This window comes from Methylorubrum populi, from assembly GCA_036946625.1.
In the GTDB taxonomy this organism is placed as follows: domain Bacteria; phylum Pseudomonadota; class Alphaproteobacteria; order Rhizobiales; family Beijerinckiaceae; genus Methylobacterium; species Methylobacterium populi_C.
The window spans coordinates 2,085,716-2,098,857 of the sequence record JAQIIU010000003.1 but is presented as its reverse complement, the minus strand read 5'-3'; the positions used below and the strand labels follow the sequence as shown (position 1 = coordinate 2,098,857).

Genomic DNA, 13,142 nt, shown 5'->3' with positions numbered 1-13,142 from the left:
CTTTCCGAGCGATCGCTCGAAATCGTCTGTGCGGCCGCGCACATGAGGGCTGCGGCAAAGGCTGCCCGACGCCGCCCTACCCTCTCCGACGGTCGTGGTCGGCCCTCGTTGCCGCGGGCAGGGACGCATACCACGCGGCGTAGGGCGTGTTGGCGATCATGCGGCGGTTGTGGTCGGGTGCGCCGTCCGTCCACCACACCGGCCCGCGCTCGCCGAGCCCCTGCTTGGCGGCGTCGACCGCCGCGCGGGCGCGGACGAGCGCCGTCTCCTCGCCGGAGCGCTTGGCCGACCGCACCGCACGGCGGGCATCCATCAGGTCGCGCACCAGCCGGTCGCGCTGCACCGGCTCCAGGTCCGGCCGGTGGCGCCGCCACAGCCGGCCGTGGACGACGATGTAGCGGCCGTCCGGTGTTTCCAGCACACGCATCGGCGTCCCGCGGCTCGGGGGTCAGGCGAAATCGCCGACATCGTCGGCGACGGCGTCGGGCGCGGTCACCGAGGCGTGGCCGTCCTGCCAGCTTCGATGCTCCGCCGAGCCCGGCGGATGGGGGTTGCTCTCCGGCGCCTCGCCCCGCTCGGCCGCGTGCCGGCCCTCCGCGCAGGCCGCGTCCTCGGTCCGATCGCGTTCCATGGCGCGCCCTCCCGCTGGCCGCCCCGAATGTACCGTTTCCGGCGACGATGGGGAGAGGGAACGCCGCGACAACGGGGCCGCGCCGTCGATGAATCGGCTTTTTCGTTCGGACGCAGTTCACTTGAAGCCCACTTAGGCTAGCTCACGCGAAACCCCGCCGGCTCGTCCGTCGACGCGCAAGGAACCGAGCACGGCCCCGAGGACGCCCGATGAGTCGCCTGGACGAACTGAAGAACGACCCCGCCTTCCGCCAAGCCGCCCTCGCGGTGCGCGGTGCGGCCAGCACCCTGAGCGGCCGGGCGATGACCCACGAGGAGGCCGAACTCCTGGTGAGCTTCGCGCTGGCCACCTACGCCCATGCCGGCGGCCTGTCCGAGCCGAGCCTGAGCCGGCTGGCCCGCTTCGCCGGCAAGGTCGAGCCCGACGCGAGCTTCGAGAGCCTGCTGAAGCATTGAGTCGGTCGTCGCGATCCGTTCGGAGAGGGCAGAGCCCTGGATTGCTTCGCTTCGCTCGCAATGACGGAGAGGGTGGCCCGCACCGTCATTGCGAGGCGGAGCCGAAGCGATCCGGCTCCGCGACGAGAGCCGGACGAGGCCTCAGCCGAACGCGCCGACCTCGTGCTGGATGATCCCGGAAATCTCCCGCACCCGCTCGAACATCCGCCGGATCGGCCCGAACAGGGTGTTGTGCTCGGTCTCGTAGGTGCCGACGTCGCGCGGGCCCGGCGGCTCGCCGAAGTTGAGGCCCAGCGTCGGGTCGGGGGTCACCGGAAAGATCTCGTCGAGCAGCGTCAGGCAGCCGTCGATGTCGAGGCGCAGGAAGCGCTCCAGCAGCGCCTCGCGGGTCAGGCCCGCCTGCGGCCGGAAGCTCGGGATGTGGGCGGCCAGGAACCAGATCCGGTGGATCAGCGCGAGGCGGATCGCGTGCAGCAGGGCGAGCCGGTTCGACATGGCGGCCAGATCCGGCGCCGCGGCCTGGAGGAAAAGCCCGTCGCGGGTGAGCCGCCCGAACAGGCGGCGCAGGTCGGGCGAGAGGTTCAGCCGCTCCAGGGCGGCGGCGATGGTGACGAGTTCGTCGCGCCGCGCGTCGCTCCGGGTGCGGCGGGCCCGCTCCAGCCACACCGCCGGGTCGAGGGTGTCGATATAGGCGCGCATCACGTCGAGGTCGCCGACGCTGGACGCGTGCTGCACGAGGCGGAAGGCGCGGGAGAAGCGCACCGAGTCCTGGCGCATGTGGCGGAACAGCTCCGGCGCCCGGTGGGCGGCGCGGCCGACGCCGTGCAGGGAATTGGCGAGGTAGCCGAGCTGCTGCAGGATCGCGTTGTTGGGGATCGCCCGCATCTGGCGCGGATGGGTGATCGCGGCCGGGCCGCCGCCGTCCGACTGGCGCGCCACGGGGCGCGAGCCGGTGCGGTCGATCAGGCTCGGGCCGAAGGTGCCGAGCAGCGCCGCGTAGCCGCGGTCGTCGACCAAGGCCTCCATATCCTGGCGGACGACGCGAAAGAACTCGGCGGCGAAGTCGGCTTCCTCGTAGATCGGGTCGGCGGCGGGCGCGGCGGCCCGCTCGTTCAGCGCGTAGTCGGCGAAGGCGTCGTCCTCGGCGAGCGCGTCGGCGAAGACGTGCTCGGCGATGCGCGCCACCGAGGCCCCGGCGAGCTGGGCCGAGCCGAACATCAGGTAGCCGTCCGAGCCCTGGAAGCTCGATTCCAGCCGCTCGCGGATGCCCGCGGCGGCGTTGCGCCGGCGCGAATCCTCCGGCGCGAGATAGGCGAGGCGGTCGCGCAGCGACGTCGGGTGGGCGCCGCGGCCGATCGACTCGCCGTGGGTGTCGAAGATCACGAGTTCGATGTCGGAAAGCCCGTTCTGCGTCATCAGCTCGGTGATGCGCAGGCGCAGGCGCTCGACCCAGAAGGTCGCCGCGAGCTGGCCGACATAGCGCCCGGAATCCGAGTAGCCGAACTGGACCGAGAGCCGGCCGAGCCGCTTGAGATGGGCGCGCCAGTGCGGGTTGCGCAGGGCGTCGTCGAGGACGCGGATGCCCTGTTCCAGCGCGCTCGCCGTCTCGAACAGCGGCGTGATCTCGAGCCTGTCGGAGATGCCGTAGTGGCGCGCGAGCCACAAAGCCGCGAGCAGGGTGTAGCCGGTCTCGGTCTCGGCGATCAGGAAGCGCACCGGATGGGTGCCGTCGACGTGCTTGAGGATCTGCGTGATCGTCATCATCAGCCGCGCGGCCGAGGCGCGTTCGGCGGCGAGCGCGCCGAAATCGACCGGCACCGGCCGCACGTCGTTGAGCAGCGTGTTGATCGCCGCGAGGTGCGAGCGGCGCTGCGCCGCGTCGGTCGGCTCGCCCTCCAGGTCGATGACCCGGCGCACCGCGTTGTGGATCTGGCTGGCGTTGAGCCGGAAATGCGGCAGCGCGTTCGACAGGCCGTGCGCGGAGACGCCGGAGCGCAGCACGGCGATGGCGCGGCGGTCCGCGTCGGACTCGGCGGCGCCGAGGGCGGCGGCGAGACCGGCCAGGATCGGCCCGGCATCGGTCTGCGCCCGCTCGCGCTCGATGATCAGGGCCAGCGCGAAGCGGTGGACCGCCTCCAGCGACGGCTTGGTGCCGAGCAGCGGCGCCCCCGCGAGCTGGCGCTCGACGGCATCGCGCGCGCCCGCGGTCAGTTCGCGCACCACGCGGGTCGCCGGGACATCCGGCAGGTCGCGCAGGAGCCGGTCGAACTGCATGCGCTTCGAGATCAGCCGGTAGCGCATGGTGTCCCACCAGCCGATATCGGTGCGCCCGTCGGTGTCGCAGCCGACCCAGCTCGCGATGGCGAGCGGCTTCGGGACCAGTTCGGTCCAGCGATCCGGCCAGCGGGCGCGGGCGGCGTCGAGGATCGCGCCGTTGAACGCGTCGATCGCCGCGCGGCCGTGGTTGGCGGCGATGCAGGCCTGCTCGAACTCGTCGTCGAGGCTGATCTGCGGGTCGGGCCGGGTCGAGCGGGCGGCGGCCTCGCCGATGAGCGGCGCCCGTTCGTCGGCGTCCGCCAGGGAGGCGGCCCGGGCGATCAGTTCCGCCACGGCCCGGGGCATGCCGAAGGTCGGATGCGCTGTGAACACCGCCGCGAAGGCGGTGCGGCCGACGCGCTCGCGAAACGCCTCGAAATCGCCCGAGCCCCGCGCCACCGCCGCGACGAGGCGCTGTGCGAGATCCACCGCCGGCGCCGTGTCGCCCGCCGCCGCGTCGCCGTCGAGGCCGACATAGGCGCGCAGGCGCTCGGCCCGCGCGGTCAGCGCCCGCCGCCGCAGGGTCGCGAGCAGCGCGTCGAGATCCGCCTCGCCGATCTCGTCCCGGTCGAGCCGGCGGGTGATGGCGAGCGTCACCGCCAGCACGGGGTTGCGGAACGGGTCCTCGCTCGCCTGCTCGCGGGAGCGCGCCACGAGGTCGAGGAGTTCGGCCTCCCGGTCGCGACCGGCCGGGTGCGCGGCGTCGGCGGCTTTCGCCACCGTCGTCGCCCGGGGCGGGGCCGCCGCGTCGGCGGGGGCGGGGCGAGGGTCTTCGAGGGGCATCGCGCGTTCCTGGGGTGAGCGGCCGGTGACCGTCGGACGGCGTCGACGACGCGGTTCTCACCCTTCGGCCCGCGACGCAAGGACCGTTCCCCGCAGGGCGGGCCGCGGCCGGGGACAGGTGCAACGGCGCCCGATCCGGTCTAGGGTCGGGCCGACCATGGAAACCCTGGTGATCCTTGCCGCGGGCGCGGCGACGCTGCTCGCCTGCCTTTTCGTGGCGACGCTCTCCAAGGGCCCGCGCCGCCCGCCGTTGCGCCTCCCCCGCGAGGAGGCGTGGGACGACGACGCCGAGGCCGTGACGAAGGTGCTGATCCCGCCGCAGGCGAGCCCGATCGACCGGAGCGCGCCGGTGCTCGATGCCCACGCCGTCGGCGGGCGGTCCGGCGCGGGGCGATCGATCGAGGGCCCGGTCATTGATGCGACGGGTGACGATCCGCACCCGCCTGCGGCCACGGAACCGAAACGGTCCGACGCGGAGGAACTCGATCCCCGGATGCTCGACCACCTTCTCGACCAGCAGAGCCGCGCGCTGAAGCAGGCGCAGGCGCGGGACGACGGGCCCTCCGAGGCCGGGAGCCGGGCGGCCCGATGAGGCGGATCGGTCGGATCGCCGCCGCCGTGGCGGCCTGGATGGCGCTCGCGCCCGCTCTGCGCGCACAGGAGGAGGCCGTCCCCCCGGCCGGGCCCGAGGCGCCGCCGCAGGCGCCCAAGCGCAAGCCCCCGCGGCCGAAACCCCGCCCGAAGCCGCAGGCCAAGCCCGTCGAGAAGCCTGCCGAGAAGCCCACGGAAAAGGCTGCCGAGAAACCGGCGGACCCGACCCCTCCGGCCGCCGAGCCGGCCGCGAACCCGATCCCCTCCGTCGTCCCGGCGCCGGCGGCGACGCCCTTCGCCGCGCCGCCGGTCGCCTGCGAGCCGGATCAGGCGGCCCGCTACCAGGGCGCCGGGAACGCTGATCTGTGGGTGACCCGCAGCGGGCGCATCACCCTCGACAACCCCCTGCGCCCGCTCACGCCGGACGTCACCCGCGTCCTGCAGGTGGTGATCGGCGGCAAGGTCGCCACGGCCTATGGGCCGGACCTGCTGTCCCTGCGCCGCGGCGCCTCCCCCGCGACGCTGGAAGGGACCGTCGGCGGCAGGATCCAGTGGGACCCATCCCTGGTCGCCCTGCCCGACACCCTGCCGGTCAACGCCGAGACCGGCGAGGCCCTGGCCGAGCTGCGCTTCCGCGAATGCGGCACCGCGCCCTCGGCCAGGCTCCTGCCGCCGCCGAAGGCCCGCCGCATGGCGCCGGCGCCCGAGGCGGTCGCGGCGGAGGCCGAGAAGGCGGCCAAGGCGGCCAAGGCGGCCGCGAAACCCGCCGCGAAGCCGACGCGCTCGAAGCCGGCATCCGCGGGAGGGGAGCCGCCGCGGGTGCCGGCGCGGGCGCCCGGCCTGCAACTGCCGCAGGGGGCGATTCCCTGAACCGGCCGCCCGCCATCCTCGTGGTGGGCGGGGCCGGCGCCTTCGGGGCGCGGCTCGTCGCCGGACTCGCCGCGACCACCGATCTGCGCGTCATCGTCGCCGGCCGCGACGCGGCGCGGGCGCAGGCCGTGGCCCGGACCGTGCCGGACGGGCGCGGACGGGCGGCCCGCCTCGACGCGAGCCGGGCGAGTGCGGCGGACCTGCGGGCGCTCGGCGCCGATCTCGTGGTCGATGCCGCCGGGCCGTTCCAGGGCGGCGCGCCGGTGCTCGCCCGCGCGGCCGTCGCCGCCGGCTTGCCCTATCTCGACCTCGCCGACGGGCGCGACTTCGTGGCGGCCTTCCCGTCCCTCGACGAGGCGGCGCGGGCGGCCGGCGTGGCCGCGCTCACCGGCGCCAGCTCGACGCCGGCCCTGTCGAACGCCGCGCTCGACGCGATCACCGAGGGCTGGCGCGCGGTCGAGACGGTGCGGGTCGCCATCGTGCCGGGCAACCGGGCGCCGCGCGGCCTCTCGGTGATGCGCGCGATCCTGTCCTATGCCGGCCGGCCCGTGCGGGTGCTGCGCGCGGGCGCGTGGCGGACCGAGCCCGGCTGGGGCCTCCTGACCCGCCTTGCGGTGCCGGGGCTGGGGCGGCGCTTCGCCAGCCTGTGCGAGACGCCCGACCTCGACATTTTCCCCGCGCGTTACCCCCGCCTGCGGACGGCCCTGTTCCGGGCCGGGCTCGAACTGCCGGTGCTGCATCTCGGCCTCGGCCTCGCCAGCCTGCCCGTCCGGGCCGGGCTGCTCCCCTCGCTCGTTCCCTTCGCGCGCCCCTTCCTGGCGATGGCGGGCCGGCTCGACCGCTTCGGCAGCGACCGGGGCGGGATGAGCGTCGAGGCGCTGGGGCGGGACGCCGACGGGCGCCCGGCGCGGGCCGTGTGGAGCCTCGTCGCCGAGGCCGGCGACGGTCCCTGCGTCCCCACCCTGCCGGCGCTCGCCGCGATCCGTCGCCTCACCGATCCGCGGGGCGCGCCGATCCCGCCCGGCGCCCGCGCCTGCACCGGCGTGCTGACGCTCGGCGAGATCGAGGCCGAGATGGCCCGCCACGCCATCCGCACGGAGCGCACGGTGACGCACCCCCCGCCCCTGTTCGAGCGGGCGCTCGGGGCCGGCTTCGCCCGGATGCCCGAGGCCGTGCGCGCCCTGCACGGGTCGGTCGGCGACGGCGCCTTCCGCGGCCGGGCCGAGGTGCGCCGCGGGCGCGGGCCCCTGGTCGCGCTGATCGCCGGGCTGTTCCGGCTGCCGCCCGCGATGGCCGACGGGCCGCTCCGCGTCACCATGGAGCCCGACTTCGATGCCGACGCGGAACTCTGGACGCGCCATGTCCCGGGCCGCCGCTTCTCCAGCCGGATGCGGCTCGCCGGCCCCGAGGGGCGTGGGCGGGTGCGCGAGCGCTTCGGCCCGTTCTCGATGGAGTTGACCGTGAGCGCCGGTGCGGACGGCCTCGACATGGCGGTGACCGGCTGGCGGCTCGGGCCCCTCCCCCTGCCGCGGCGCCTGCGGCCGACGACGCGGGCGAGCGAGCGGGTCGATGCGCAGGGCCGCTTCCGCTTCGACGTGGCCCTGTTCCTGCCGCTCGCCGGCCTGCTGGTGCATTACAGGGGCTGGCTCGTGCCCGAACCGGGCCGCGTGGAGGACGAGGCATGACGGACAGGCTCACGGCGGCGCAGGTGATCGACGCGCTCGGGCTGGCGCCGCACCCGGAGGGCGGCCATTACCGCGAGACCTTTCGCGATCCGCGCACGATCGAGGGGCGCTCGGTCGGCACCGCGATCTACTACCTGCTCGGGCTCGGCGAGACCTCGGCCTGGCACCGGGTCGATGCCGCCGAGATCTGGCACTGGCATGCCGGCGCGCCGATGGTGATCACGATCAGCCCCAACGGCCACGACGCCTCGGCGCACCATCTCGGGCCCGACCTCCTGCGCGGCCAGCGCCCGCAGATCGTGGTGCCGGCCGGCCATTGGCAGACGGCGACCAGCCTCGGCGCCTGGACGCTCGTCGGCTGCACGGTCTCGCCCGGCTTCGAATTTTCCGGCTTCGAGATGGCCCCGGAGGACTGGCGCCCGACCCCGCGCGCCTGAGCCGCGTCGGGTCCGGCCGGCGGGTTTTAGCGCGTTGCCGCGGTTTTCCCGAGCGCGGGCGGACAGGAGCCGGACCCTGCCGCTTCTGATCGCCCTGGCGGCGAGCGCCGCGGGCATCCTCGACACCGTGCAGGCGGGCGCCAACGCCGCGCTGAACAAGGGGTTCGGCCAGCCGATCCTCGCGGCCCTGGCGGTGAGCGCGGCCATCGTCACCTCGGTGGTGCTCCACCCTGACGGCTGGGTCGGCTTCGCCCGGCACACCGCCGATCCCCGGCGCGGCCTCGGCTGCGCCCTGACGATCGGCAGATTGGTCCTCGTCTGCCTGCGCTGATCCGGGTGCGACCGATCAGAGAGTGACGAGGATCTTCCCGAACACCTTGCGCGATTCGAGGCGTTCCAGCCCTCGCGCGAAGTCGGCCAGCGGCAGCACCGTGTCGACGACGGGGGTGATCCCGGCGGCCATCTTGTCGAGGCTCTCGCGCATGTTGGCGACGCGGCAGCCGAACGAGCCGGTGATGCGGTACTGCTGCTGGAACAGTTGCATCAGGTTCATCTGGGTCGAGACGCCCGAGGTCGAGCCGCAGGTGACGAGCCGGCCGCCGCGCTTGAGGCACAGCAGCGAGCCGTTCCAGGTCTCGGGCCCGACATGCTCGAACACCACGTCCACGCCCTTGCGCTGGGTCAGCCGCCGCACCTCGCCCTCGAAGCGCTCCTCGCGGTAGTTGATCACATGGTCGGCGCCGAGCGCGCGGGCCTTCTCGCCCTTCGCGTCGTCGCCCACCGTCGCGTAGACGGTGCAGCCGATCGCCTTGGCCATCCTGATCGCCGCCGTGCCGATCCCCGAGCCGCCGGCATGGACCAGGATCGATTCGCCCGGCTCCAGCCGCGCGTTGTCGAACAGCATGTGCTGCACCGTGCCGAAGGCGATGCCGGCGCAGGCCGCCTGGACGGGGGCGACCTGCGCCGGCACCTTGACCACGAGGCGGGCCGGCATGTTCACGAACTCCCGGGCGAAGCCGTCGATGTGGAAGCCCATGACGCCCGCGACGTCCTCGCACAGGTTGTCGCGGCCCTCGCGGCAGGCGCGGCACCGCCCGCAGGTCAGCGCGCCGTAGGGCACGACGGGATCGCCCACGGCCAGGCCCTCGACGCCCTCGCCGACGGCCGCGATCTCGCCGGCGGCCTCGGCGCCGACGGTGAGCGGCAGCCGGCGCTTGGCGAAGGCCATCCCGCGAAAACCCCACACGTCGATGAAGTTGAGCCCGACCGCGCGCACCCGGATCCGCACCTCGCCCGGTCCCGGGGCCGGCGGCGGCTCGACCTCGGTGAGACGCAGGTCGCGGTCGCCGAAGAGTTGGAGGGCTTGCATCGGAAGTGATCTCGTCTGCCGTCGAGGGTGGGCCGGCCGGGCATAACCGCGATCGGCGTATCGCGAAACGGCGGATCCGTGGAAGGCCCCGGCCGGCGGCGGGGGCGGCACCCGCGCGAATCGCGCCGGACGGCTTGTGCTTCGAACCTCGTCCCGCTTCAATCCTTCCGGATTCCGGTCGGGATTTGTGAAATATGGCGAGTGACTTTTCCGGAAAAGCGTGTCTTTACGCCGGGAGATGCGAGAAGAGATGAACGATTGGCCCCGCGGCGGCGGCATGGCCGAGCGTATTCGCTCCCATGATTGGGCGCGGACGCCGCTGGGTCCGATCGAAATCTGGCCCCAGAGCTTGAAGACCATCGTCGAGCTGATGCTCGGCTCGCCACTCCTTGCCGCCGTTGCCTGGGGAACCGAACTCACCATCCTCCTCAACGACGCCTTCGACGCCATGAGCCGCGCCGTCGGCATGTCGCCGCTGGGACGGCCCTTCATCGAGATCTGGCCTGCGCCCGAGGGTCGCGACATCGTCGAAATGATGCTGCGGGGCGAGGGCCTCCACACGATCGACACCCCTTGGGAATATCCCGTCGGCGAACGGACCCTCGGCTGGTTCACATCGAGCTGGACGCCGTTGAGGGACGAAGGCGGGGCGGTCGTCGGTGTCTATCTCGCCGCGTTCGAGACGACGGACCGGGTTCAGGCCGAGCGTGCGCTGCGCGAGAGCGAGGAACATCTCCGGCACACGATCGAGTTCAATCCACAGATTTCCTGGACCGCGACGCCCGAGGGTGCGGTGGATTCCGCACCCCTGCGCTTCCATGACTGGACCGGCGTCAGCGGTCTCGGGGACAGTTGGATGGAGGTGGTGCATCCAGAGGATCGCGGCCCGATGCGGGCGCACTGGACGGCGTGTGTCCGCACCGGGGAGCCGATGGACTTCCAGTACCGCGTGCGCATGTGCGGCGCGGGCGACTACCGCTGGCTGCGGTCGCGGGCCTATCCGCGCCGCGATCCGGAAGGGCGGATCGTCCGCTGGTACGGCGCGAGCGAGGACATCCACGAGTACAAGCTCGCCGAGCAGGCCCTGCGTGCCCGCGAGGAGCAGCAGGTCTTCCTGCTCAGGCTCAGCGACGCGCTGCGCTCCCTGACCGACACCACCGCCATCCAGACCGTCGCCTGCCGCCTGCTGGGCGAACATCTCGGCGCCGACCGCACGCATTACTCCGCGATCTACGAGGCGAAGAATCGCCTCGTCGTCGAGTGCGAACACCTCCGCGGGCCTTTCAAATCCTATATCGGCACGTATCCCCTCTCGCTCTTCCGCTGGTTCGTGCCGCTCTACGAGCGGGGGCTTCCGGTGACCCTGAACGATGCGAACGCATCCCCGCTGATACCGGAGGCGGATCGGCCGATCCTGCGCGCCAACCACTTCATCGCCTGGATCGGCGTGCCGCTGGTCAAGGGCGGCGAGCTGGTGGGGACGCTCAGCGTCATGGGCATCGAGCCGCGGGCGTGGAGCGAGGCGGAGGTCGCGCTGGTCCGCGAGACGGGCGAGCGCATCTGGGCGGCGATGGAGCGGGCACGCGCGGAGGGGGCGGCGCGCGAGGCCGACATCCGGATGCGCACCATGGCCGACGCCGCCCCGGCACTGATCTGGGACGCGGACGCGAACGGCACGATCTTCGTCAACGACCGCTATCTCGATTTCTTCGGCGTGGGGTTCGATTCCGTCGCGGGTCGCGGCTGGGAGAGGTTCCTGCACCCGGAGGACGCGCAGGGCCACGTCGCCGCCTTCGAGGAGGCCCTGGCGCAGCGCCGTCCCTTCATCCGCGAGGCCCGGCTCCGCCGCGCCGACGGGGAATACCGCTGGCTGATCAGTTCGGCACAGCCGCTCGGCGACGACCGCTTCGTCGCCGTCTCGATCGACATCACCGAGCGCCGCCAGGCCGAGGAGCGCGTCAGGCGCAACAACGCCGTCCTCCAGGCGATCAACCGCGTCTTCAGCGAGACCCTCGGCGCCTCCTCGGAGGAGGAACTCGCGCGCATCTCCCTCGAAGTCGCCGAAGAGCTGACGGGAAGCGCCATCGGCTTCATGGGCGAGATCGACGAGGCGACCGGGCGTCTCGACGCCCTGTTCTTCAGCGACCGGAGCCGGGCCCTGCACGCGGCGCATCCCGCCGCCTCCGCGGGTCTGCCGCAGGACTGGGTGACGCTGGGGCTCGCGGTGCACGGCATCTACGGGCGGGTGCTGCGCGACGGTCAGGGTGTCATCGTCAACGATCCCGCCTCCCATCCCGACAGCGTCGGTACGCCGAAGGGCCGCTTTCCGCTCGAGGCGTTCCTCGGCGTGCCGCTGAAGCAGGGCGAGAAGACGCGCGGGATCATGGGGCTCGGCAACCGCGAGGGCGGCTACCGGCCGGAGGATCTGGAGGCGGCCGAGGCGCTGGCACCGGCGATCTGGCACGCCCTGCGCAGCAAGCGGGCCGAGCTGCGCCTGCGCGAGAGCGACGAGCGCTTCCGGCAGTTCGCCGAGGCCTCCTCCGACGTTCTGTGGATCCGGGACGCGGAGACGCTGGAGATGGAGTTCGTCAACCCGGCGCTGCGGACGGTCTACGGCGTGGAGCCGGACGTGCTGGGGCGCGACGTGCGGCGCTGGGGCAGCCACATGGTTCCGGAGGATCGTGAGCAGGTCCTGGGCAACCTGAAGCGGGTGGGGACCGGCGAGGCCCTGCGCAACGAGTTCCGCATCATGCGCCCGAGCGACGGCGCCTTCCGCTGGATCCGCAGCACCCTGTTTCCCCTGCGCGACGAGGCCGGCCGGGTCAGGCGCATCGGCGGCCTCTCCTCCGACATCACCGAGGCCAGGCTCCTGATCGAGCACCAGGCGGTCCTCCTGGCCGAGTTGCAGCACCGGGTGCGCAACATCATGGCGGTGACCCGGTCGATCGTCGCCCGGACCGGCGAGCGCGCGGAGACGGTGTCCGAGTACGCCGCCCTCGTGGGGGGGCGGCTCCTGACGCTGGCCCGCGTCCAGGCCCTGCTGACCCGTTCCGCCAAGGCCGGGGTTCGCGTGGCGACCATCGTGCACGACGAGGTGAGCGCCCAGGCGCTGCGCGAGGAGCAGTACGACCTGTCCGGTCCGGAGATCGAGCTCTCCCCCAAAGCCGCCGAGATCCTGACGCTGGCCGTCCACGAACTGGCGACCAACGCCCTGAAATACGGGGCCCTCTCCGTTGCGGAAGGGTGCGTGCGGGTGCGCTGGACGACCTTCGGCAAGCGCGGCGAGTCCTGGCTCGGCTTCGATTGGACGGAAGCCGGCGGACCGGGGGAGGACCGGCGGCCGGCCCCGGCCGTCCGGAGCGGTTTCGGCCGCGAACTGATCGAGGGCCGCCTGCCCTACGAGCTGGGCGGGAAGGGCCGGCTGGAGATCGGGCCGGAGGGCGCGCGATGCCGCCTGGAATTCCCGCTGCGCGAGGGGGCCAGCCTCCTGGAAACGGATGCCCCGCAGCGCGCGACCGTGTTCGGAGGAGCGCTCGACATGAGCGGAGAATCGGATTTGAGCGGCCACCGCATCCTGGTGGTCGAGGACGACTACTATCTCGCCACCGACACGGCGCGAGCCCTGCGGAGGGCGGGTGCCGCGGTTCTCGGCCCCTGCCCGAGCGAGGCGGCGGCCCGCGAGGCGCTGGACGAGGGCGCGCCGACCGCGGCTTTGGTGGACATCAACCTCGGCTCGGGTCCGTCCTTCGCCCTGGCCGCCCTGTTGCGGGAGCGCGGGACGCCGTTCGTGTTCATCACCGGCTACGACGAGGGCGTGATCCCGCCGGACTTCGCCGACGTGGAGCGGCTCCAGAAGCCGGTCGAGCTGAAGCGCGTCGTCGACTTTCTCGCCGATACGCTGGGAACGCCGCCTTGAGCCTGTTCGACTGCGGTGCTCCCATCTCGACCCTCATCCCGAGGTGCCGCGTGAGCGGCCTCGAAGGGGGCTCCAGGAATCGCGCGGAA

11 protein-coding genes are annotated in these 13,142 nt (G+C 73.2%); 7 read left to right on the top strand and 4 right to left on the bottom strand.

All coding sequences use genetic code 11. From position 1 onward, the window contains the following. Positions 1-76 precede the first annotated feature (76 nt). On the bottom strand, positions 77-427 hold the full coding sequence (locus PGN25_21265; protein ID MEH3120043.1) for a hypothetical protein: 351 nt from the start codon (positions 425-427) through the stop codon (positions 77-79). Positions 428-448: 21 nt separating this feature from the next. Next, a complete protein-coding gene (locus PGN25_21260) occupies positions 449-631 on the bottom strand; it encodes a hypothetical protein (protein ID MEH3120042.1) in 183 nt (60 codons plus the stop codon). A 209-nt stretch (positions 632-840) separates the two neighbouring features. Between PGN25_21260 and PGN25_21255 the strand changes: the two genes are divergently transcribed. Beyond that, entirely contained in the window at positions 841-1,086 is a 246-nt protein-coding gene (locus PGN25_21255; GenBank protein MEH3120041.1) for a hypothetical protein, read from the top strand. Between the two features lie 141 nt (positions 1,087-1,227). Here the strand turns inward: PGN25_21255 and PGN25_21250 are convergent, their stop codons facing one another. Beyond that, positions 1,228-4,185 carry a phosphoenolpyruvate carboxylase gene (locus PGN25_21250; protein MEH3120040.1) on the bottom strand — a complete coding sequence of 986 codons (2,958 nt, stop codon included), beginning with the start codon at positions 4,183-4,185 and terminating at the stop codon, positions 1,228-1,230. 169 nt (positions 4,186-4,354) lie between these two features. On the opposite strand from PGN25_21250, the gene PGN25_21245 reads away from it, so the two are divergent. From PGN25_21245 to PGN25_21225, 5 genes are read left to right on the top strand one after another with little or no spacing between them, the layout of a single operon-like run. After that, positions 4,355-4,777, top strand: coding sequence for a hypothetical protein (locus PGN25_21245; GenBank protein ID MEH3120039.1), 423 nt, complete (start codon positions 4,355-4,357; stop codon positions 4,775-4,777). After that, positions 4,774-5,646, top strand: a complete 873-nt coding sequence (locus PGN25_21240; protein ID MEH3120038.1) for a hypothetical protein — start codon at positions 4,774-4,776, stop codon at positions 5,644-5,646. Before PGN25_21245 ends, PGN25_21240 begins: the two co-directional genes overlap by 4 nt. Before the next feature lie 23 nt (positions 5,647-5,669). After that, complete coding sequence (locus tag PGN25_21235) at positions 5,670-7,331, top strand: DUF4166 domain-containing protein (GenBank protein MEH3120037.1); 1,662 nt, start codon at positions 5,670-5,672, stop codon at positions 7,329-7,331. Further along, complete coding sequence (locus tag PGN25_21230) at positions 7,328-7,768, top strand: cupin domain-containing protein (GenBank protein MEH3120036.1); 441 nt, start codon at positions 7,328-7,330, stop codon at positions 7,766-7,768. Before PGN25_21235 ends, PGN25_21230 begins: the two co-directional genes overlap by 4 nt. A 34-nt stretch (positions 7,769-7,802) precedes the next feature. Continuing rightward, a complete protein-coding gene (locus PGN25_21225; protein ID MEH3120035.1) occupies positions 7,803-8,099 on the top strand; it encodes a hypothetical protein in 297 nt (98 codons plus the stop codon). A 15-nt stretch (positions 8,100-8,114) separates the two neighbouring features. Here the strand turns inward: PGN25_21225 and PGN25_21220 are convergent, their stop codons facing one another. Next, positions 8,115-9,137, bottom strand: coding sequence for a zinc-binding dehydrogenase (locus PGN25_21220; protein ID MEH3120034.1), 1,023 nt, complete (start codon positions 9,135-9,137; stop codon positions 8,115-8,117). Between the two features lie 250 nt (positions 9,138-9,387). Here PGN25_21220 and PGN25_21215 point away from each other — a divergent pair, with 250 nt between their 5' ends. Further along, the gene (locus PGN25_21215; GenBank protein MEH3120033.1) at positions 9,388-13,053 is read left to right on the top strand and encodes a PAS domain-containing protein; all 3,666 of its coding nucleotides are present in this window, start codon (positions 9,388-9,390) and stop codon (positions 13,051-13,053) included. Positions 13,054-13,142 lie beyond the last annotated feature (89 nt).